Origin of the sequence: Kingella bonacorsii (assembly GCF_016623605.1) — a bacterium.
In the GTDB taxonomy this organism is placed as follows: domain Bacteria; phylum Pseudomonadota; class Gammaproteobacteria; order Burkholderiales; family Neisseriaceae; genus Kingella_B; species Kingella_B oralis.
In genome coordinates, this window is the sequence record NZ_JAEHNZ010000005.1 from 88,858 (window position 1) to 110,220 (window position 21,363).

Annotated in this window: 24 protein-coding genes and 1 CRISPR repeat array; of the genes, 14 read left to right on the plus strand and 10 right to left on the minus strand. The window is 51.4% G+C overall.

What is annotated here, in order from left to right; genetic code table 11:
- From cas5c to JDW22_RS12385, 8 genes are all read left to right on the plus strand, one after another.
- Positions 1-645, plus strand: coding sequence for a type I-C CRISPR-associated protein Cas5c (gene cas5c / locus JDW22_RS12350; RefSeq protein ID WP_101755121.1), 645 nt, complete (start codon positions 1-3; stop codon positions 643-645).
- Entirely contained in the window at positions 642-2,411 is a 1,770-nt protein-coding gene (cas8c, locus tag JDW22_RS12355; protein WP_200523292.1) for a type I-C CRISPR-associated protein Cas8c/Csd1, read from the plus strand. The genes cas5c and cas8c overlap by 4 nt, the downstream gene beginning before the upstream one ends.
- A 12-nt stretch (positions 2,412-2,423) precedes the next feature.
- Positions 2,424-3,275, plus strand: coding sequence for a type I-C CRISPR-associated protein Cas7/Csd2 (cas7c, locus tag JDW22_RS12360; protein ID WP_009311472.1), 852 nt, complete (start codon positions 2,424-2,426; stop codon positions 3,273-3,275).
- A 2-nt stretch (positions 3,276-3,277) separates the two neighbouring features.
- Positions 3,278-3,931: a CRISPR-associated protein Cas4 gene (cas4, locus tag JDW22_RS12365; protein WP_009311473.1), complete on the plus strand. Its 654-nt coding sequence runs from the start codon at positions 3,278-3,280 to the stop codon at positions 3,929-3,931.
- A 21-nt stretch (positions 3,932-3,952) separates the two neighbouring features.
- The gene (locus tag JDW22_RS12370) at positions 3,953-4,840 is read left to right on the plus strand and encodes a hypothetical protein (protein WP_009311474.1); all 888 of its coding nucleotides are present in this window, start codon (positions 3,953-3,955) and stop codon (positions 4,838-4,840) included.
- Between the two features lie 190 nt (positions 4,841-5,030).
- Positions 5,031-6,044: a type I-C CRISPR-associated endonuclease Cas1c gene (gene cas1c / locus JDW22_RS12375; RefSeq protein WP_009311475.1), complete on the plus strand. Its 1,014-nt coding sequence runs from the start codon at positions 5,031-5,033 to the stop codon at positions 6,042-6,044.
- 74 nt (positions 6,045-6,118) lie between these two features.
- Positions 6,119-6,412, plus strand: a complete 294-nt coding sequence (gene cas2, locus JDW22_RS12380) for a CRISPR-associated endonuclease Cas2 (protein WP_003685729.1) — start codon at positions 6,119-6,121, stop codon at positions 6,410-6,412.
- Between the two features lie 189 nt (positions 6,413-6,601).
- Positions 6,602-7,231: a CRISPR direct-repeat array (repeat unit 32 nt; unit sequence CCAGCCGCCTTCGGGCGGCTGTGTGTTGAAAC).
- Between the two features lie 77 nt (positions 7,232-7,308).
- Complete coding sequence (locus JDW22_RS12385) at positions 7,309-7,608, plus strand: surface lipoprotein assembly modifier (RefSeq protein ID WP_235965509.1); 300 nt, start codon at positions 7,309-7,311, stop codon at positions 7,606-7,608.
- Positions 7,609-7,690: 82 nt separating this feature from the next.
- Here JDW22_RS12385 and lipA read toward each other — a convergent pair whose 3' ends face one another.
- The 10 genes from lipA to mltB all read right to left on the minus strand — a co-directional run bounded on the left by lipA (position 7,691) and on the right by mltB (position 16,710).
- The gene (lipA, locus tag JDW22_RS12390; RefSeq protein WP_200523293.1) at positions 7,691-8,689 is read right to left on the minus strand and encodes a lipoyl synthase; all 999 of its coding nucleotides are present in this window, start codon (positions 8,687-8,689) and stop codon (positions 7,691-7,693) included.
- 128 nt (positions 8,690-8,817) lie between these two features.
- Complete coding sequence (locus JDW22_RS12395; RefSeq protein ID WP_200523294.1) at positions 8,818-9,543, minus strand: SDR family oxidoreductase; 726 nt, start codon at positions 9,541-9,543, stop codon at positions 8,818-8,820.
- Positions 9,540-10,652 carry a PIN domain-containing protein gene (locus tag JDW22_RS12400; protein WP_200523295.1) on the minus strand — a complete coding sequence of 371 codons (1,113 nt, stop codon included), beginning with the start codon at positions 10,650-10,652 and terminating at the stop codon, positions 9,540-9,542. Before JDW22_RS12400 ends, JDW22_RS12395 begins: the two co-directional genes overlap by 4 nt.
- A gap of 25 nt (positions 10,653-10,677) precedes the next feature.
- Positions 10,678-11,298, minus strand: coding sequence for a lipoyl(octanoyl) transferase LipB (lipB, locus tag JDW22_RS12405; protein ID WP_200523296.1), 621 nt, complete (start codon positions 11,296-11,298; stop codon positions 10,678-10,680).
- A 26-nt stretch (positions 11,299-11,324) separates the two neighbouring features.
- A complete protein-coding gene (locus JDW22_RS12410; RefSeq protein WP_003797724.1) occupies positions 11,325-11,591 on the minus strand; it encodes a YbeD family protein in 267 nt (88 codons plus the stop codon).
- Between the two features lie 173 nt (positions 11,592-11,764).
- Complete coding sequence (locus JDW22_RS12415; protein WP_200523297.1) at positions 11,765-13,207, minus strand: DegQ family serine endoprotease; 1,443 nt, start codon at positions 13,205-13,207, stop codon at positions 11,765-11,767.
- Between the two features lie 120 nt (positions 13,208-13,327).
- On the minus strand, positions 13,328-14,029 hold the full coding sequence (locus JDW22_RS12420; RefSeq protein WP_200523298.1) for a M48 family metallopeptidase: 702 nt from the start codon (positions 14,027-14,029) through the stop codon (positions 13,328-13,330).
- A 188-nt stretch (positions 14,030-14,217) separates the two neighbouring features.
- Entirely contained in the window at positions 14,218-14,946 is a 729-nt protein-coding gene (locus JDW22_RS12425; protein ID WP_200523299.1) for a lysophospholipid acyltransferase family protein, read from the minus strand.
- Between the two features lie 29 nt (positions 14,947-14,975).
- Positions 14,976-15,599 (minus strand): hypothetical protein, encoded by a 624-nt coding sequence (locus JDW22_RS12430; RefSeq protein WP_200523300.1) that lies wholly within the window; start codon positions 15,597-15,599, stop codon positions 14,976-14,978.
- A 4-nt stretch (positions 15,600-15,603) separates the two neighbouring features.
- Positions 15,604-16,710 (minus strand): lytic murein transglycosylase B, encoded by a 1,107-nt coding sequence (gene mltB / locus JDW22_RS12435; RefSeq protein ID WP_200523301.1) that lies wholly within the window; start codon positions 16,708-16,710, stop codon positions 15,604-15,606.
- 230 nt (positions 16,711-16,940) lie between these two features.
- Here mltB and JDW22_RS12440 point away from each other — a divergent pair, with 230 nt between their 5' ends.
- The 6 genes from JDW22_RS12440 to JDW22_RS12465 all read left to right on the plus strand — a co-directional run bounded on the left by JDW22_RS12440 (position 16,941) and on the right by JDW22_RS12465 (position 21,163).
- Positions 16,941-17,126 (plus strand): ribbon-helix-helix protein, CopG family, encoded by a 186-nt coding sequence (locus tag JDW22_RS12440; RefSeq protein ID WP_040558801.1) that lies wholly within the window; start codon positions 16,941-16,943, stop codon positions 17,124-17,126.
- Complete coding sequence (locus JDW22_RS12445) at positions 17,102-17,299, plus strand: hypothetical protein (protein WP_200523302.1); 198 nt, start codon at positions 17,102-17,104, stop codon at positions 17,297-17,299. The genes JDW22_RS12440 and JDW22_RS12445 overlap by 25 nt, the downstream gene beginning before the upstream one ends.
- Positions 17,300-17,328: 29 nt before the next feature.
- Complete coding sequence (gshA, locus tag JDW22_RS12450) at positions 17,329-18,669, plus strand: glutamate--cysteine ligase (RefSeq protein WP_200523303.1); 1,341 nt, start codon at positions 17,329-17,331, stop codon at positions 18,667-18,669.
- A 97-nt stretch (positions 18,670-18,766) separates the two neighbouring features.
- Positions 18,767-19,699 carry a CobW family GTP-binding protein gene (locus JDW22_RS12455; RefSeq protein WP_200523304.1) on the plus strand — a complete coding sequence of 311 codons (933 nt, stop codon included), beginning with the start codon at positions 18,767-18,769 and terminating at the stop codon, positions 19,697-19,699.
- A gap of 138 nt (positions 19,700-19,837) precedes the next feature.
- Positions 19,838-20,239, plus strand: a complete 402-nt coding sequence (locus tag JDW22_RS12460; protein WP_200523305.1) for a hypothetical protein — start codon at positions 19,838-19,840, stop codon at positions 20,237-20,239.
- A gap of 177 nt (positions 20,240-20,416) precedes the next feature.
- Positions 20,417-21,163: a HesA/MoeB/ThiF family protein gene (locus tag JDW22_RS12465; protein ID WP_200523306.1), complete on the plus strand. Its 747-nt coding sequence runs from the start codon at positions 20,417-20,419 to the stop codon at positions 21,161-21,163.
- Positions 21,164-21,363 lie beyond the last annotated feature (200 nt).

The window sequence follows — 21,363 nt, forward strand, 5'->3', positions numbered from 1 at the left end:
ATGAGTTTTATCCTAGAAATCAGCGGTGATTTGGCATGCTTCACCAGGCCCGAGCTTAAGGTGGAGAGGGTAAGCTACCCCGTTATCACACCGTCTGCCGCCAGAAACATCCTAATGGCGATATTGTGGAAGCCGGCAATCCGCTGGCGAGTCTTGAAGATAGAAATCCTAAAACCGATTAAGTGGACGAACATCCGCCGTAACGAAGTGGGAACCAAAATGAGTGAACGCAGCGGCTCGCTCTATATTGAAGACAACCGTCAGCAGCGCGCATCCATGCTGCTGAAAGACGTTGCCTATCGCATCCACGCCGATTTTGACATGACAAATGAAGCAGGCGAGGGCGACAACTACGTCAAATTTGCCGAAATGTTCAAACGGCGCGCAAAAAAAGGGCAGTATTTTCATCAGCCTTATTTGGGTTGCCGAGAGTTTCCCTGCCATTTCAGGCTGCTTGAAAAGGTTGAAGACGGTTTGCCGCGCGAAGACATCACCCAAGATTTCGGCTTTATGCTGTACGACATGGATTTCAGCAAATCCGACCCGCGCGATTCCAATAACGCCGAACCCATGTTTTACCAATGCAAAGCGATAAATGGCGTAATTACCGTACCCCCAGCTAATAGCGAGGAGGTGAAACGATGATTCTGCACGCACTCACCCAATACTACCAACGCAAAGCCGAAAGCGATGGTGGTGTTGCCCCGGAAGGGTTTGAAAACAAAGAAATCCCGTTCATTATTGTTATAGACAAACAGGGTAATTTTATTCAGCTGGAAGATACCCGTGAGCTGAAAGGTAAGAAGAAAGTTGGCCGCACTTTTTTGGTGCCGAAAGGTTTAGGCAGGAGCGGTTCAAAATCCTACGAAGTAAGCAATTTATTGTGGGATCACTACGGTTATGTGCTTGCCTATGCCGGAGAAAAAGGGCAGGAGCAGGCGGATAAACAGCATGCCAGCTTTACTGCCAAAGTAAACGAATTAAAACAGGTGCTGCCTGATGATGCAGGTGTTACCGCAGTTGCTGCCTTTTTGTCTTCTGCGGAAGAAAAAAGCAAAGTCATGCAGGCTACCAATTGGGTGGAATGTGCCAAAGTCAAAGGCTGCAATCTCAGCTTCCGATTGGTAGAAGAAGCGGTGGATTTGGTTTGCCAATCTAAAATGGTTCAGGATTATTTGTCCGTCTCTTCTGATAATAATGAAGAAACGGATGATTTCAAAGAGGGAATCTGTCTTATAACAGGCAAAAAAACACTGGTTGCTCGTAAACATCATCAAATTTCTGGTATTCATAAACAACCAACACCTTTTTGTGCGGTTGATAAGGGAAGTACAGCATTTCATTCCTATGGTAAGAAACAGGGGTTTGCATTTCCAGTTGGTAAGCAAGCCATGTTCGAATACACCACCGCCTTGAATACCCTGCTTGCCTGTGAAAACCGCTTCCGTATCGGCGATGTAACGACTGTATGTTGGGGCGCGAAACCGACTCCGTTGGAAGAGAGTCTTGCTTCGATGATTAACGGGGGCGGTAAAGACAATCCCGATGAGCATATCGATGCTGTCAAAACTCTTTATAAAAGCCTGTACAACGGCAAATATACAAAACCAGACGGCAAAGAAAAATTCTACCTTTTAGGCTTGTCTCCTAATTCCGCGCGGATTGTCGTCCGCTTTTGGCATGAAACCACTGTTGCCGCCTTATCCGAAAGCATTGCTGCGTGGTATGACGATTTGCAGATGGTGCGTGGCGAAAACTCGCCATACCCCGAATATATGCCGTTGCCGCGCCTGCTGGGCAATTTGGTGTTGGACGGCAAAATGGAAAACCTGCCGTCCGATCTAATCGCCCAAGTAACAGATGCCGCACTTAACAACCGCGTTTTACCCGTCAGCCTGTTGCAGGCTGCTTTACGGCGTAATAAAGCGGAACAGAAAATTACTTATGGCAGGGCAAGTTTGCTTAAAGCCTATATCAATCGCGCAATCCGCGCGGGTCGTCTGAAAAACATGAAGGAGCTAACTATGAGCTTAGATAGAAACCGCCAAGACATCGGCTACGTGCTGGGGCGGCTGTTTGCCGTGCTGGAAAAAACACAGGCCGAAGCCAATCCCGGCTTGAACGCCACCATTGCCGACCGCTATTTCGGTTCGGCAAGCAGCACGCCGATTGCCGTATTCGGCACATTGATGCGCCTGCTGCCGCACCATTTGAACAAACTGGAATTTGAAGGTCGTGCTGTGCAACTGCAATGGGAAATCCGCCAGATTTTGGAACATTGTCAGAAATTTCCCAACCATCTGAATTTGGAACAGCAAGGCCTATTCGCCATCGGTTACTACCACGAAACCCAATTCCTGTTCACCAAAGATGCATTGAAAAACCTGTTTAACGAAGCAAAAACCGCCTAAGGAGCAAACGCTATGACTATTGAAAAACGCTACGACTTTGTCTTTTTATTTGACGTGCAAGACGGTAATCCCAACGGCGACCCCGATGCAGGCAACCTGCCGCGTATCGACCCGCAAACCGGCGAAGGTTTGGTAACCGATGTTTGTTTAAAACGCAAGGTTCGCAACTTTATCCAAATGACCCAAAATGACGAGCATCACGATATCTTTATCCGCGAAAAAGGCATTTTGAACAACCTGATTGACGAAGCCCACGAGCAGGAAAACGTAAAAGGCAAAGAAAAAGGCGAGAAAACCGAAGCTGCTCGCCAATACATGTGCAGCCGTTATTACGACATCCGCACATTCGGCGCAGTGATGACTACCGGCAAAAATGCAGGACAAGTGCGCGGTCCCGTGCAACTGACTTTTTCTCGCTCTATCGATCCCATCATGACCTTGGAACACAGCATTACCCGCATGGCGGTTACCAACGAAAAAGATGCCAGTGAAACCGGCGACAACCGCACCATGGGGCGCAAATTCACCGTCCCCTACGGCCTATACCGCTGCCACGGCTTCATTTCTGCCCATTTCGCCAAACAAACAGGCTTTTCCGAAAACGATTTAGAGCTGTTTTGGCAGGCACTTGTCAATATGTTCGACCACGACCATTCCGCCGCACGCGGACAAATGAATGCACGCGGGCTTTATGTGTTTGAGCACAGCGGCAGCTTGGGCGACGTACCTGCTGATAGTCTGTTCAAACGCATTCAGATAGCCAAAAAAGATGGTGTGGAAGTAGCAAGGAGTTTTGACGATTACCTTGTCAGGGTAGACGATCAAAATCTTGGCGAAACCAAGCTGCTGCGTAAATTAGGCTGAAAATGACCGCACTTTTAACCAAAACCCAAGGGGAAAATCAGGACACGCGCCTGATTCCCCTTTCAGCCCTGCAACACTACGCCTTCTGCCCGCGCCAATGCGCCTTGATTCACAACGAGCAGGCGTGGGCGGAGAACTATCTGACCGCACAGGGCAAGGCGCTGCACGAGCGGGTGGATTCGGGTGAGCCGGAAACGCGCAAGGGCGTGCGCTTTGAGCGGACGGTACATGTGTCGGCGGAGAAACTGGGCATCAGCGGCGTGTTGGATTTGGTGGAAGTGGAAACGAAAACAGGCCGTCTGAAACCCGTGGAATACAAACGCGGCAAGCCCAAACCCGATCCGATGGACGAAATCCAGCTTTGCGCCCAAGGCTTGTGTTTGGAAGAAATGACGGGGCAAACCGTCTCTGAGGGCGCGCTGTGGTATATGCAAACCCGCCACCGCGTCCCCGTTGTGTTTTCAGACGACCTGCGCGCCCAAACACTCGCCACCATCGCCGCCGTGCGCGAACTTTTAAAAAGCGGCCAAACCCCGCCGCCCGACTACGGTAAACGCTGCAAAGCCTGCTCGCTGGTGGAAATCTGCCAGCCGGAATTGTTGGGGAAACGGGATAGGAGTGTGAGGTATGTGGAGGGGTTGTTTGGGGAATATTAATACAATATAGGATTTTAAATTATGCACAAAAAATCAATGAAATTTACTTATAATGATGCTCTTTTAATAGTAAATAATTGGGCAAAAGATAAATTTATAAAAGAGAATATTGATTATGATGAATCTGGAGAAGTTCCATATTTTATACAATATCTTAATTATCGTTCGAAATTAGTAATTGCCAAACCCAGAAATGTTATTTTATCTAAGCAATTTTCTATTTCTCCCGAAAATAAAAAAGGCTTTGATAGATTAAAAGAAAAATTAATTAATGGAGAAGATGTTAATGCTTATTTAAGTAAGTCATCAATCATTGCTAATTCAGTTGATGGGATGTTAGATAATTTTGGTATTAAGCATTTCCACCTTGGAGAAATGGTAAAAAATGATTTTATTGAGAGGACTGGTGAAATTGCTTTGGGGCTTGTAACGGATAGTGAGGTATTTTTTGTTGTTAGTAAACAGCATGGAAAAGGATATGGAGATATTTGGTATGAAAAAGATGTTTTAGAAATTATTCACAAGGAAAAACCGAATCTCATTAGTCATTGTAAAGTAGAGAATATGATTGATATATCTCCAACTATTTCAGATACAAAAGATATAAAGTCTTATAGGAATTCAAATATCAATGGTGCCATAACACTAGATGATGGTAGTACTTATATGCCTTTTAATTTGGGGCAAACTTTAGCAGGTTATGGTATAGGCCATACTTCGTATACGCAACATATTGCTAAAACCATTTTTGATTTGGCAAATAGCTTATTAAAAAATAATAAAAATTATGTTTCTATTGAAGTTACTAAGTTTGATTTAACAGAAGAGGGCAAGCCAAAATTTTTGGAGTTTAAGTTATGGGATGGAAATAAGTATGAGTTAGTACCATTTTCAGGTAGCCCAACTTAATCAATTCCCAAAGTGTAGTTTGTGTAGGTCAGATACTTGTATCCGACAACTACTTTGATATTTATATGATTTGAAATTGTTGCGGTAATTTTGAAAATGTCGGATTCGAGAATCCGACCTACCGTTTTTCAGGTGGATCAACCCTGTTAAATACCCAAAAAAGTGTGGTCAAACCCCAAGGAATTTTCCCATGCGCAAACTACAAAACACGCTCTACATCACCACCCAAGGCAGCTATCTGCATAAAGAGCGGGAGACGCTGGTGGTGGAGCAGGAGCGCAAGAAGGTGGCGCAGTTGCCGGTGCATTCCATCGGGCATATTTTCTGTTTTGGTAATGTGCTGGTGTCGCCGTTTTTGTTGGGGTTTTGTGGCGAAAATAATGTGAATTTGGCGTTTTTTACGGAAAATGGGCGTTATTTGGGGCGACTTCAGGGGCGGCAGAGCGGTAATGTGCTGTTGCGTCGGGCGCAGTATCGGGTGTCGGAGCAAAATCCTGTGCCGATTGCGCGCAATATCATTGCGGCGAAGATTCAGGCGAGTAAGCGGGTGCTTCAGCGGCAGATTCGCAATTACGGCGAGAATGCGGCAATTCAAAGTGCGGTGGATTCTTTGAACATTTCGCTGCGGCAGTTGAAGAGCGCGGCGGAGCTGGACGTGGTGCGCGGCATTGAGGGGGATGCGGCGGCGCGTTATTTTGGCGTATTTGGGCAGCTTTTGAGCGAAAAAAGCGGCTTTTCTTTTGACGGGCGCAACCGTCGTCCGCCCAGAGACGGGGTGAATGCGCTGTTGTCGTTTGTGTACAGCATTCTGGGTAAGGACATCAGCGGCGCGCTGCAAGGCGTGGGGCTGGATCCGCAGGTGGGCTTTCTGCACGCCGACCGACCGGGGCGCGACAGTTTGGCGCAGGATATTTTGGAAGAATTCCGCGCGTGGTGGGCGGACAGGCTGGTGCTGTCGCTAATTAACCGTGGACAACTCAAACCACATGATTTTGTTGCCGAAGCAAGTGGTGCGGTAAGTTTGAAAGTGGATGCGAGGAAGCTGTTGTTCCAAGCTTTGCAGGCGAAAAAGCAGGAAAAAATCGTTCATCCGTTTTTGGGGGAGGAAGTGGAAATCGGGCTACTGCCGTATATTCAGGCAATGCTGCTGGCGCGCCATTTGCGCGGGGATTTGGCGGAATATCCACCGTTTTTGATGAGATAGGTTTGCAGGCTGCCTGAAAACGGGTTGGATGTTTTCAGACGACCTCTAAAGCAGCCTGCACATGGGAATACAAAATGCTGATGCTGATTACTTACGATATTTCGCTGGAAGACGCGGAAGGACAGGCAAGGTTGCGGCGCGTGGCGAAATTGTGTCTGGACTACGGCGTGCGCGTGCAGTATTCAGTGTTCGAATGCGACATCGCACCCGACCAGTGGGTTGTTTTAAAAGACAAACTCTTGAAAACCTACAACCCTGAAACCGACAGCCTGCGCTTTTACCATTTAGGCAGCAAATGGCGGCGCAAAGTGGAACACCACGGCGCGAAACCGGCGGTGGATGTGTTTAAGGATACGTTGATTGTGTGAATCGCCAACCTGCGGTTCTCATGAAAATGCGGCAGGGTTGGCGAATTGGGATTGTTCTTTAACAATCAGGATATTGCGAATGCGGGTGTAACGGAAAAGGCTGTGTTATACTCGCGCACGCGCTTTTCTTGGGAGCTTAGCGAACTCGGGGCTGCGAAACCTGATGGAGCAAGGCTTTTGAGAGAGGCTCCAGCCGCCTTCGGGCGGCTGTGTGTTGAAACTTGGCATATTCAGGTCGGCGCATAGGGACAATACACCAGCCGCCTTCGGGCGGCTGTGTGTTGAAACCCACAAGGTTTTAAATGTAAAATGGTATTGTCCACCAGCCGCCTTCGGGCGGCTGTGTGTTGAAACCATGTTTCACATTATACACTAATTTTAAATCTTGCCAGCCGCCTTCGGGCGGCTGTGTGTTGAAACTTGTCCATAACGCCATAACTCAACAAATACTCGCCAGCCGCCTTCGGGCGGCTGTGTGTTGAAACTATAATGGGATTGAAAATGATTAAGTTAAATATTGCCAGCCGCCTTCGGGCGGCTGTGTGTTGAAACTGCAAATAACACGTTTTCTAACGCTCGCAAATCGCCCAGCCGCCTTCGGGCGGCTGTGTGTTGAAACATCGCGTTGGCAAAAGGCGCGTTTTCGCTGGAAACCCAGCCGCCTTCGGGCGGCTGTGTGTTGAAACCGCAAGTAGGATTGATTGCTAACACTACGCAACCCCAGCCGCCTTCGGGCGGCTGTGTGTTGAAACATGGCAACGCAGCGACTTATACGCAAGATGATATTGCAGCCGCCTTCGGGCGGCTATATGTTGAAACGTTTCCTTAATTTAGTAAGATAGTAAGAGACTATCCTAGATAACTCAGGAAACCCTGTTTAAGTTAGAATTTTCCTTATGAGAAAAATTGGCAATTTGGGCTTGGGCTGGAACCGGCAATGGGGCAGCGGGCATAATCTGACCACTGCGCTGCATGGCAGCGTGCAAAAGCGCAAGTATCGCGGGGCGGATTTTTTCAATATCAAGCGCAGCGAGGAAGAGTATTTCATGCGCTTGTCGCTGTCGCATAAAAAACTGGTATGGCGCGGGTTTGAGCCGCGTTTGAATTGGAGGTGGTCGCACGTGGACAGCAACCATTTTTATTATAAATACGACAACCATCGGGTGTTTTTGGATGTGTCCAAGCAGTTTAAATAGGGCGTGAACGGATAGGCAGCCTGAAAACGTGTTGAAGCGTTTTTAGGCTGCCTTTTTGTGTTCACGCGAGATTAGTGATGGATTAGTGATGCCCGCACCCGCCCTTATGCTTTTGCTCTTCCAGCACATCATGCGCCTGCATATCGGCGTGGTATGAACTGCGCACCATGGCGCCGATTGCGGCGTTGGTAAAACCCATGGCGTAGGCTTCTTTTTCAAACTGTTTGAACTGCTCGGGGGTAACGTAGCGCAGCACAGGCAAATGGCTGTTGGATGGCTGCAAATATTGCCCCACGGTAATCATCTCAATATTGTTGGCACGCATATCGCGCATGATTTCGCGCACTTCGTCGTCGGTTTCGCCCAAGCCCACCATAATGCCCGATTTGGTGGGGATGTGCGGCATCATTTCGCGGTAGCGGCGCAAGAGTTCCAGCGAGTGTTTGTAGTCCGCGCCCGGGCGTGCTTGTTTGTAAAGGCGGGGGTGTGTTTCCAGATTGTGGTTCATCACATCGGGTGGATTTTTCGCCAGAATTTCCAACGCGATGTCTAAGCGGCCGCGGAAATCGGGCACCAGAATTTCAATTTTGGTGTTGGGGCTGGTTTTGCGGATTTCGTTGATGCAATCGGCAAAGTGTTGTGCGCCGCCGTCGCGCAAATCGTCCCTGTCCACCGAGGTAATCACCACATAGCGCAAGCCCATGGCGGCAACGGATTCGGCGAGGTTTTTCGGTTCGTCTTTGTCCAACTCGTTGGGGCGGCCGTGACCCACGTCGCAGAACGGGCAGCGGCGGGTGCAGATGTCGCCCATAATCATAAAGGTGGCGGTGCCGTAGCTGAAACATTCGCCGATGTTGGGGCAGCTGGCTTCTTCGCACACGGTGTGCATTTTTTGCGTGCGCAGGATGTCTTTAATTTCAAAGAATTTTTTGCCCGTGGGGATTTTGGCTTTAATCCAAGCGGGTTTTTTGATTTTTTCTTCCAGCGGAACGACTTTGATGGGGATGCGGGCGGTTTTGCTTGCGCCTTTGTGTTTCACGCCTTTGGCGTTGTCTAGCGGGTTGGTGGTTTCGGTGGGCATGGCTCTGCTTTCTGTGTGGGTGGCGTTTTCAGGCTGCCTGAAAACAGGGAATGAAGGATTTTGTTGTCGTGAAAGGGGTTGCGGCTGGGTAAACCTGTTTTCAGGCTGCCTTAAACCAAAAGCGGCGATTATAAACCTTTTCGCATGATGCGTTGCGCCAGCGTGTTGGAGAGGCGGTTGAGCCAATAGAGCAGCTTGGTTTTGCCGCCCATGATTTCGTAGTGGTTGCGCTGGAAGTCGCGCCAAAATTCGTTTGCCAATTCGTCGGGCGAGATTTTGAGGTGGGCGTGCCCTTTGCCTTGCGACATGGGCGTGGCGACCATCGGCGGCATCAGTTCAAACACGCGCACGGGGCTGTTTTCCAGCTGCCAGCGCAGGGTTTGGCTGAAACTGTGCAGCGCGGCTTTGCTGGCGCAATACACGGCGCAGGTTTCTTTGGGCACAATCGCCAAGCCTGAGGACACATTGACCACGGCGGCTTCGCGCTGCGCGGTCAAAATCGGCAGAAAGGCGAGCGTGAGCTGGGCGGGCGCGGTGAGGTTAATGTTGATTTCTTGGGCGATTTGCTCTGCCGTTTGCGTGGCAAAAGGCTGGGTGAACTGCACGCCCGCGTTGTTCACCAAGATGCTGACATCGGGAAAATCGCGCACAAGGCGTTCGCGGTCGGTTTCTTGCGACACATCGGCAACGGCGATGAGGCAGCCTGAAAGCTGGCCGGCGGCTTGGCGCAAGGCTTCTTCGCGCCTGCCCACGAGTATCACGCGGTTGCCTGCGCTGTGGAATTTTTTTGCCAGCGCAAAGCCGATGCCGGTTGCGCCGCCGGTGATAAGGACGGTGTGGTGGGTGGGGGTCATGATAGATAGATGATTTTTTCGTTGTTGATTTGAATGCGGTTTTTGCTTTGCAAATAAGCAATGATTTGCTCGGTCTCGCCAGTTTTTAAATTGAGTGATTTCTCTTGTGATTTTAATAAATTGCGTAGCCCGCTTAATTTGTTTGGGCGGTTGGTTTTGCTTAATAGTTGGGTAATTTTCTGCCATGCAGCGGTTTCGGGTTGATAGGCTTTTGGCTTTTCAGGCTGCCTAAATGGGGCGTAGCTGATTTTGTTTTGTTGGATTTTGATGAGATTTTGTTTAACCAAGTTTTCAATAAATTGCTGAATATCTGCTGCGCTGCTTTCTATGGCAAAGCTCAATAGGCTGCTGCGTATCACGTTGCTTAGTTTTTCAACAGTAGAGGCTTTATTGGCTAACACACGTTCTTGCACGCGGTTGAGTATGAAGTCTGCATCTAGGTGGTAGCGTAGCAATCCATCTGCTTCTTGGCTAATCAAGCCTTTGCGCAACAAGGCGGCAGCGAGTTTCTCGGCGTTTTCTTGGCGCATATCGGCGGAATAGTTTGCCCATTGGTCTGCCAAAATAATGTGCTGTATGCGGTTGACTAAATTGTTGTAAAGGCGTGGTAAAAATGCGGCAGGTTCACGCAGAGCGCGTAATACGGCAGCTAGGTCTTTGCTGGAATAGCTGTTGTTGGGCGCAGGTAGTGTGGTTTGGTCGTTTTCAGGCTGCTGTTTTTCAAGCTGTTTGGCATGGGGCAGGCTTTGGATTTCGTCTAAACAGGTTATGCGGGCAATGTTTTGGGCGAGTTGGTTGTCTTTAATGTGTTCGGTTAAAACATCGTAGCCGCCATCTTTGGACAAGATGCCAATCAGCGCAGCGGGATCTTGTTCGGTAATTTTTCCGAGATAAAAACTCAAATAAAAATCCAGCGCGTTTTTGCCCGTTTTCTTTACGCGAATAAAGTGAACGTTTTTACCAAAACGGCAGAGTGATTGGCAAAATTCCAACGATATGCTTTTTTGCTGGTTTGCACCGAGAAACAGCCAGATATGAGTGTTTTCGTCGTCCAGTTTGTCTAGATTGTTGGGCTGGATGTTTTCAAAATCTATAAGCAGATGGTTCATGTTAAGGCAGCCTGAAATCTGAAATTTATTGTTTTAGTTTTTCATCATCCAACTCGCGCACCAAATGCGCCGCCAATTTTTCCGCCACTTCGTCCCAGCCGGGGCAGGGCTGCACAAAGTCGGCAATCTGCGCCATTTCCAGCCCCGCATAGCCGCAGGGGTTGATTTGGTGGAACGGCTCTAAATCCATGTTCACATTCAACGCCAAGCCGTGATACACCGAGCCGTTTTTAATCCGCAGCCCGAGCGAGGCGATTTTGCGCGCGCCCACATACACGCCGGGGCGGGCAGGGTCGTTGGCGGAGGCGATGCCGTATTCGGCAAGGGTGGCGATGATGGCGTTTTCTAGCGCGGAAACGATGGCGCGCACGCTGGTTTTGCGGCGTTTGAAGTCTATCATGGTGTACACGACCACTTGCCCCGGTCCGTGGTAGGTGATTTGCCCGCCGCGGTCAATCTGCACCACGGGGATGCTGCCTGAAAACAGCAAATGCTCGGGTTTGCCCGCCAAGCCTTGCGTGAACACGGGGGGGTGTTCCACCAGCCAAAGTTCATCTTCGGTGTTGAGCGTGCGGTGGTCGTTAAATTGTTTCATGGCTTCAAACGTGGGGGCGTAGTCCACCATGCCTAGATTCTTGATTTTCATATTTCAGACTGCCTACTAAAAGAGATTTAGTACACCACTTTCACCATCGGATGCGAGGTTACCGCGCGATAGATGTTGTCCAGATGCTCTTGGTTTTCGGCATACACGGTTACGGTTGCGCCCAGATAGTTGCCTTTGGAGCTGGGGCGGATTTTGACGTGCTCTTCGGTGGTGTCCGGCGCGTGTTGCTGGATGGTTTTTAGGATTTCGCTGGCAAAATCGGGGTGGGCTGCGCCCATGATTTTGAGGTCAAAGTGGGTGGGGAAAGCGATAAGGGGTTTTTGTTCGGTCATGGTGGATACCTTTCTAAGGCGGGTTGCATAATGGGGTTGATAGTTTTCAGGCTGCCTTTGGGGCGGATGAATAAGCGGGCAACACGATGTGATAAAGGCAGCCTGAAATGGCTTAATCATGTTTTCAGGCTGCCTTAATATTGCAATGAGGCAGCCTGAAAACGGTTAGGCGATTAGGGCAAAATCAACGCCATAAACAAATTGCTGCTGCCGCGTTGCACCAGCAAGGGGATGTTTTTGCCTGCGCTCTCAATAGCGGCGTTAAATTCTTCTTGGCTGTGCACTTCTTTGCCCGCTACTTCCAGCAAAATGTCGCCACGGCGCAAGCCCGCGTTGGCGGCGATGCCTTTCACATTGCTCACCACAATATTGCCGTTGCTGTTCACAATCAGCGTTAAGCCTGCGGCGGCAAATTGGAAATCGTCCACATTATCGCCGCGGTCGCTGCTTTGGCGTTCGGATTTGGCGGCGATGTCGTTTTGCGTGCCGAGCTTAATTTCTACATCCAGCATCTGCCCTTTGCGCCACACACCCAGTTTTACGGTTTGGTTGGGTTTGAGCGAGCTGATGGTCATCGGCAAATCGCTGGATGAGCGCACTTCGTTGCCGTTCACGCTGCGAATAATATCGCCCACTTTTAAGCCGCCGCGTTCTGCAGGGCTGCCTGCCAGCACTTTGGCAACCAGCGCGCCTGTGGCTTTGTCTAGCCCAAAGGTTTTGGCTAAATCGTAGCTGACTTCTTGGATCACCACGCCCAGTTGCCCGCGTTCCACTTTGCCTGTGGCTTTAAGCTGGTCGGCAACGTTCATGGCAACGTTAATCGGGATGGCGAACGAGATGCCCATAAAGCCGCCGCTGCGGCTGTAAATTTGCGAATTGATGCCAACCACTTGCCCTTTCAGGTTGAACAGCGGGCCGCCCGAATTGCCGGGGTTGATGGCAACATCGGTTTGGATAAATGGCATATAGCCATCATCGGGCAGGGTGCGGTTTTTGGCGGAAACGATGCCCGAGGTAACGCTGTTTTCAAAGCCAAACGGTGCGCCAATAGCCGCCACCCATTCGCCTGATCTCAGCTCGTCGGGGTTGCCGATTTTGACGGTGGGCAGGTTTTTGGCTTCAATTTTAAGCAGGGCAACGTCGGATTTTTCGTCTTGCCCGATGAGCTTGGCGGGGTATTGACGTTTGTCGTTTAGGGTTACTTTGATGTTGGTCATGCCCTTGATGACGTGGGTGTTGGTGAGGATGTAGCCATCGGGGCTGATGATAAAGCCCGAGCCGAAGTTGGCGCTGGTGGCGTTGTCGTCTTCGGAAAAGTCGGGGGCGTTGGGGGTGAGCCGTTTGAAAAATTCCATAAATGGGTCTTCGTTGCCGTTGTTGTCGTCTTCATCGCGTTCGCGCGAGGCTTGGATATTAACGACTGCGCCGCCTTCGCGGGCAACCAGTTGGGCAAAATCGGGCAGCATCATGCCCACTGTGCCATCGGCTTTGGGTGGCTCGGTTTGTTTGATGATGCTGGGCGGCTCGGATGCGGCGGGGGGAGTGGGCGTGTTGTCGCCACAGGCGGCAAGGGCGAGGGCGGCGAGGATGGTTAGGGAGAGAAGAGATTTGTTCATTTTAAGGTGTCCTTTTCGGCTTTTCAGGCTGCCTTGGGATATTTGATTGATGGGGATGGGGGGCGATAAGCGGTGGCGGCGTTATCGCGTTGGTGCTATATGGGGAAACTCGCCGCAAAATCAACCAAGTGCGAATAATGTTTTGCCGTGTTGTTTGAGCCATGCTTGGGCGGCGGGACTTTGCGGGCTGTGGCGTTGCACCAGTTGCCAAAAGGCGCGGCTGTGGTTGGGGTGGCGCAGGTGGCAGAGTTCGTGGATGCACACATAGTCTTGCACGCTTTCGGGGGCGCAAATCAGCCGCCAGTTGAGCTTGATGCCCGTGCGCGCGCGACATACGCCCCAAAAGGTTTTGGCGCGGGTAAGGCTGATGGCGGCGGGGATGAGTTGCAGGCGTTGGCTGTGGGCGGCGAGTTTGGGCAGCAGGGCGGCATGGGCAGCCTGAAACAGGTGTTGGCGCAGCAAATCGCGTTGCTCGGCGGGGTTGGATTGCTGCGGCAGCCTGAAAAGGCGTTGACGGTCGCAGCGTTCTATTTGGGCGACGGGGGCGGGGCGCAGGGCGTAGGGGGCACCTGTAAACAGGATGCTGGGCGGCAGGGTTTCAGGCTGCCCTGCCAGCGCGGCGTGGGCTTGTTGCAGGATGCGGATAAGCGTGGCTTCGTTGTCGCGCAGCCAGTTTTGCAGTTGGGCAGGGCTGAACCATTTGGGGATGCTGAGGTTGAGGCTGCTGGCATCGCGGGCGCGGATGATGATGTTGCGCTGGGTGTTGCGTTTGATGTGTAGGGCGATGGGGGCGTGGTTGGCTAGGGTGTGGATTTGAATCATGGGTTGGGTGGGTAAGGGCAGCCTGAAAACGGGGGGCGGGGTATTTCTTGTTTTCAGGCTGCCTTATTCGTTTCAGGTTGATACTGTTGTCAAACCTGCAACGATTGAACATTAAAGGCTCGCCGACATCGTTCTGAGCAGCAAAGCCCTATTGAATAACACATTTGGCGACGAGCTATCGCCAATTTTCAGGCTGCCTGTTTGGGCTTCACATTGGAAATTTCTGCTTGCCGCGCTTCAATCCAATCTTCGCAAAGCTGCATCAAATCGGCTTCGCTTTCGGCGGCTTGGTAGGAAATTGGCTCGCCGATTACCACTTGAATCACCCCTGGTTTTTTCCAGATGGCGTTTTTCGCCCAAAATTCGCCGCTGTTGAGCGCAACGGGCACGATGTCCATTTCAAACAGTTTTGCCATGCGCGCGCCGCCCAGTTTGTAGCGCCCGCGTTCGCCTGCCGGCACGCGCGTGCCCTCGGGAAAGATGACAATCCACAAGCCTTGCTGTTTGCGCTTTAAGCCTTGTTCGGACAGCATCCGCATGGCATCTGCGCCTGCTTTGCGGTCAATGCCGATGGCGCCGCCCAGTTTCAGCGCCCAGCCGAAAAAGGGGATGCGGAACAATTCTTTCTTTAAAACATAGGTTTGCAAGGGGAAGATTTGTTGCAGGGCAAAGGTTTCCCAGCCGCTTTGGTGTTTGGAGCAGATGATGGCGGGCGCAGCGGGGATGTTTTCTCTGCCACGCACTTCGTAGCGCAGCCCAACAACGTGTTCTAACACCCACAATAATAGGGCTGTCCACGTTTTGCCCACGCGGTTCACGCCTTTGGGGAACGGCGCGGCAAGCACGGCGCAGAGAAACATGATGGGGAGGGTGAGGGCGAGAACGATGTAGTAGATGATGTTTTTTAGGTAAATCATGGGGTTGTCTTTTTCAGGCTGCCTTGGGGTTATTCGTATTCTTGCCAAATTTCGCGTAATTCGGCTGCTTGATGCTTGCGGTGTTGGCGATGGACGATTTGGTTGGAACGCCAGATGTTTTTGTTGGACTTGGCTTGCGTCATGATTTGCACGCACTGCAAGCCTTGCTCGGGATGTTTGCGGCTGACGGTCAACCGCCACGATTTGGTTTCCGCACCCACGCGCCAGTTGCGGATGCGTTTGCGGGCGAGGATTTTTCGGGCTTGGGCGCGCAGTTGCTCGCTGTAATCCCATTGCTGCGCGGCGCTAAGCGGCGGCAAGCCGAGGCGGGAAAGCGCGACGTAGGTGTTGAAATCTTTGACCAGCAAAAAATCGTAGAACTTGGGGAAATATTGCTTTGTCAACGCTAACACGGCTTGCTTTTCGGTTTCGCCGAGTTTGTGGTTTTCCAATATGGAGCGGTAGAGCGCGAGCGGGTTGAAGTCGGCGTATCGGGCGTGTTGCGGGATGATTTGGCGGTATTGGGCCAGAGTTAGGGTGTTGAAGGGGCGGTTGAGTTTCATGGTGATGGTTATGTTGAATGGTGTTTCAGGCTGCCTTTTGGGCTTCATTTCGCCAAATGGCGTTTTCAGGCTGCCTTTGGCGCACGACATACGCTCACAACCCGCCGCCCATGCCGTTAGCAATATCGCACACGGCGGTTACATACATTCGGCTGTGGTTGTAGTGCCACACGGTGTAGAAGTTGTTGAGCCCGATGTAGTATTGATATTGGTTGGGGGCGGTTTCTAGGCGATAGAGTAGGGCGGGTTCGCTGTCGGCAACGCTGCCCAAGGGCTGCACGCCCATTTGGCGCAACTGCCCAATGGTGTGGTTGAGCGCGGTTTTTTCGTTGAGCAGGGCTTGGATTTGCGGGGTTTCTTGGGCAACGTTTGCGCCGATGAGCATGGGTTTGCCCGTTTGCCAGCCGTATTGTTTCATGTAGTTGGCAACGGAGGCGGCCACATCGGGGATGCTGCTCCAAATGTTGCGCTGGCGGTCGCCGTCAAAATCCACGGCGTATTGGCGAAAGCTGGACGGCATAAACTGCGGCATGCCCATCGCGCCGGCGAAGCTGCCTGTGAAGCTGAACGGGTCGCGGTTTTCTTGTTGCGCGAGTTGCAAAAATTCGCCCAATTCTTTTTGGAAAAACGCGCCGCGGCGGGGGTAGTCAAAAGCCAGCGTGGCGAGTGAATCGGCAACGCGGATGCTGCCTGAATTTTTGCCGTATTGGGTTTCTATGCCGATGATGGCAACGATTAACTCGGCGGGCACGCCGTATTGCTGCGCGGCGCGGTCGATGGCGGCGCGGTTTTGCGCGTAGAACGCTCGCCCTGCGCTGATTTTCAGGCTGCCTGAATTGTTGGCGGCAAATTTGTACCACGGCTGGGTGGTGGCGGGGCGGTTCATGGTGTTGATTAGGTTGCCGCGATAGTTCACTTGGGCGAAAAAGTTGTTCAGATAATCCAGCGGCAAGCCGTTGTGCTGGTGTTGGTATTGGATAAAGGCTTGCACATTGGGGTTGGCAAGAAAGCCTGTTTGCGCCACGGGCGCGGCAGCTTGGTTGAAAAATGGCGGCTCGGCTGCGGCTTGGCGGTTGTTCAGCATTTCCATCAGCGGGTCTTGCGCGGGTTTGGCGGGCAGCTCGGCTTCGGGCGGAGCGCTGGTGCAGGCGGCTAGCAGCGTGGCAAGGGCTAGGGCGGCAAGGGCTTTGATGTGGGGCATGGCGTGTAAACGGGGGTTAATTTGACGGGTGCGAGTTTAACAAATTATGGCGGGTTGGGTATGGTTTTAAAATGTAAACGGGCGGTGATTTTCAGGCTGCCTAAAATATGATTTTGCTTTATAATCAGATTTGTATTTTGCTAATCTGTGTTAAGCTGCGTTTATAAACGGCGGGCGCAATGCTGTTTAGAACAATAGTTTTAATTTACAAAAATAAAAGGAAATCAACCATGAACCAAGCTGTAAAACCGAAAAAACCTACTCTGTCGCGCAAGGAAAAAGAAGCGCAGCGCGGCGTGCGCCAATGCTCTTTCCGCTTGAAAGTGGAAACGATTGAGAAACTGGATAAGCTGGCGGCGGAAACGGGGCTTTCGCGCACGGCGGTGTTGGAATGGTTGGTAACCAACGGTTTGTGATGCGGTTTGAATTTCAGGCTGCCTTTGATGACGCGCGATGCGGATTGAAAGGCAGCCTGAAAATTGCGCCGGCGGTTGAACGCGCCGCCTTGTTGCCCTTTGCCGCGTGCCGGTCTATTGCGCCGATAAACCGTTTTCAGGCTGCCCAATCTTCCGTGCGCATTGGTTTATAATTTCCCTTTCACACACATAAGGAAACGCCATGCAACTGCCTGTTATCCAACCCGAATATGCCCCATATCTGTTTGATTTTGAAAAAACGCTGCTGCAAAACCACAGCAAAATAGAAGCATGGTTTCGCAGCCAATGGAAGCAGCACCGCCCGCCGTTTTACGGCTCGGTGGACATCCGCAACGCGGGCTACAAAATGGCTTCCATTGATATGAATTTGTTTCCCGGCGGCTTCAATAATCTGAACCCCAACTTTATCCCGTTGAGCACCATTGCCGCGCAAGATGCGGTGGAGCGCGCCTGCGAGAGCGCGAAATCGGTGCTGCTGATTCCCGAAAACCACACGCGCAACACCTTCTATCTGCAAAATGTGTACGCGCTGGCGGGCATTTTGCGCGATGCGGGCTTTGAAGTGCGCATTGGCAGCCTGAATCCCGAAATCACCGCGCCCGCCGAATTTGAAACCGCCTTGGGCGACAAAATCACGCTGGAACCCTTGCAACGCACCCGCGAGCGCGTTCACTTGGCGGATGGTTTTTCGCCTTGCTTTATCTTGCTTAACAACGATTTATCCGCAGGCGTGCCCGAAATTCTGCAAGGCATCAGCCAAACCGTGCTGCCCCCGCTGCATGGTGGCTGGACCACGCGGCGCAAAACCGCCCATTTTGCCGCGTATAACCAAGTTGCCGCCGAGTTCGCCGCGCTTTTAGGCATCGACGAATGGCAAATCAACCCCTATTTTGAGCAGGTGAGCGGGCTGGATTTCCAAGAACGCGAGGGCGAAGACGCGCTGGCGGCGGCGGTGGCGCGCGTGTTAGCCAAAACCCAAGCCAAATATAACGAAAAAGGCATTGCCGACAAGCCGTTTGTGATTGTGAAAGCCGATGCAGGCACTTACGGCATGGGCGTGATGAGCGTGAAATCTGCCGACGAAGTGCGCGGGCTGAACCGCAAAAACCGCAACAAAATGGCGAAGGTGAAAGAAGGCTTAGAAGTGAGCGAAGTGATTGTGCAAGAAGGGATTTATACCTACGAAACGCTGGGCGGCGCTGTGTCCGAGCCTGTGGTTTACATGATGGACAGGTTCGTTATCGGCGGCTTTTTCCGTGTGCACGAAGGGCGCGGCAACGATGAAAACCTGAACGCAGGCGGTATGGTGTTTGTGCCGCTGAACGAAAGTATCCCCAGCGCAGGCAGCGCGGCGGACGCGGCAACCGAAGAGCATTGCAAGCGCGTGTTTGAGCAATGGGACGAGCTGGGCATCCCGCGCCCCAACCCCGATTGCCCCGATTGCGCGGGCAACCGCTTGTATGTTTACGGCGTGATGGCAAGATTGTCGCTGCTGGCGGCGGCGATTGAGCTGGAACAGTAAGTCACAACGCGGCAGCAACAGATGAAAGGCAGCCTGAAAATGGGGAATGGTTTTCAGGCTGCCTCAACCTTATAACTTACAAACCAAAGGAACCCCCATGCCCCCAAAAATCCCCACCCACCTATTCACAGGCTTTCTCGGTACAGGCAAAACCAGTGCCATCCGCAGCCTGATTGCGCAAAAACCGCAGAACGAGCAATGGCTGATTATCGTTAATGAATTTGGCGAAATTGGCATAGACGGCGCGGTGCTGGCGGAAAACGGCATCCCCGTTGCCGAAATATCAGGCGGCTGCTTGTGTTGCAGCGCGGGCGCGCAGATGGACAGCACTATCCGCGCCATGTTGAAAAAAAACGCGCCGCAGCGCATTTTGATTGAAGCCAGCGGGCTGGCGCACGCAGCGGGCATCATTGATGAGCTGCGCACGCCCGAATTTGCCGCCGTGCTGGACATCGCCGCCGTGTTCACGTTAATCGACCCGCGCCAATTTATTGACGATAACTACGCGCAAAATCCGCTCTACCGCGACCAAATCAGCGTGGCGGATGTGTTGGTTGCCAGCAAATTAGACCTGTGCACAAGCGAGCAAATCGCCGCCTTTCGCGCCAAAGCCGCCCAGTTGTTTCCGCCCAAATCGCTGGTTGCCGAAGTGCGCAACGCCGAGCTAGACATCGCTTGGCTTGATACACCCACCGCCGAAAAATCGCGCTACCGTATTCAAGCCCTGCCCGAAAACACGCTGGGCTACCAATCGCAAGGCTACACCTTCCCCGCAGGGCGCAATTTTGATGGCGAAAAACTCACCCAATTTTTCAACGACTTGCCCCAGTTTACGCAAGGGCTGGTGCGCGCCAAAGGCGTGTTTCAAGTGTTGGGTACATGGGTGTGGCTGAACTGGACAGACGGGCAATGGGGCGCGAACCAAATCGCATGGCGGCGCGACAGCCGTTTTGAGCTGATTGCCCAAGCGTTTGATGCCGATGAGATTGAGCGCAGATTGAATGATGCGCTGGAAGATGAGGCAGCCTGAAAATGGCGTAGCAGCGGCTTGCCAACATGGATGCAAGCTGTAAGCGCAGGCGTGCTAAACCCTTTTCAGGCTGCCTTAATGCAGTCAAATAATATGGTGAAATGAATGAGTTTTAATGTTTAGAAAGTGTTGATATTTATGGAAATTCCGCGTAGTTTTCCACTGATTGATGAAAATTTCTATGTAAAAAACAACATAACATATGAGGAGTTAATGTTCTTATGGAGAAGTGCATTTATCACAATCCAAGAAGGCTTAATTGGTGTTGTTACAGAATCTTTAAGGGCAATTGCATTAAATTTTGATGGTAAATGTCTAAAAATAATTGCTATTTTTTACTGCAATCCTACTGAAGATGAGATGGAAGACTTTTCATTGATAGAAGGATATGTTCTTTCATCACATTACTACAAAAGCGATTTGGAAATTTTAGTTATTCCTGATAATGGGGAGAATTTACATGATATTGTTGATTTTAATTTAAGGTGGGTATTTTTAAGAAAAGGTATTTTTGAAAGAAATCTAACATTTGATGATTGAGATAAAATCATAGTATTTTGCTAAATGTTTGTTTAATGAGATAGTTTACTTTTTGTTTAGTATGTGTTTTAAAACTGATTTGATTATAAAAAGCAGCCTGAAACGCAGTTTAGCGTAGTTAAAACACATTTCTCTTTCTCCATCCCTGCGCTCCACTTTCCCCAGCTTTCCCCATCCATGAACGACGCCCAACTCCTACGATACAGCCGCCACATTCTGCTCAACGAAATCAGCATAGAAGGGCAGCAAAAACTGCTCAACGCCACCGCGCTGGTGGTTGGCTGCGGCGGTTTGGGCGCGGCTGCCTTGCCCTATCTTGCCGCCGCAGGCATCGGCACGCTCATCATCGCCGATCACGACTGCGTGGATGAAACCAATTTGCAACGCCAAATCAGCTACCGCGAGCAAGACATCGGCAGCCTGAAAACCCACGCTATGCAACAATTTCTGCAGCAGCAAAATTCAGGCTGCCGCATTGAAACGCACGGCAAACTGGATGCCGCTGCGTTGGCAACACTCGCGCCACGCTGCGATGTGATATTGGATTGCAGCGACAATTTCGCTACGCGCCAAGCGATTAACGCCGCCGCTGTTGCCGTGCGCAAACCCTTGGTATCAGGCGCGGCGGTGCGCTTTGACGGGCAGCTTGCCGTTTATCGCCCCGACCTTGCCGCCGCCCCGTGCTACGCCTGCCTGTTCCCGCCCGACACGCCAAGCCCTGATACCGCCTGCGCCACCTTCGGCGTGTTCGCGCCGCTGGTGGGCATCATCGGCACGATGCAAGCCGCCGAAGCGTTGAAAATCATCATCGGCTTGCCCGGTGAACACGGCGTGTTGAAGTGCTACAACGCACTTAGCGGTGCATGGCAGTCGTTTAAAATCCAAAAAAATTCAGGCTGCCTTGTGTGCGGGGAGGCAGCCTGAAAATGGGAGCTTGCTTGCCCACAACCATGGTGGGCAAAGGATGGCGCATTGGATGGGCGCGGGCGCGATGGTGGGGCAGCCTGAAATCGTTGTTTACCCCAAGGCAATCTGTGTAGCGAAGCGCGGTTGTGATGCGAAAACAAAACCGTTTGGTGTGGATGCCAAACGGTTTTTTGTTGGATGGGTTTGAGTTGCACTAA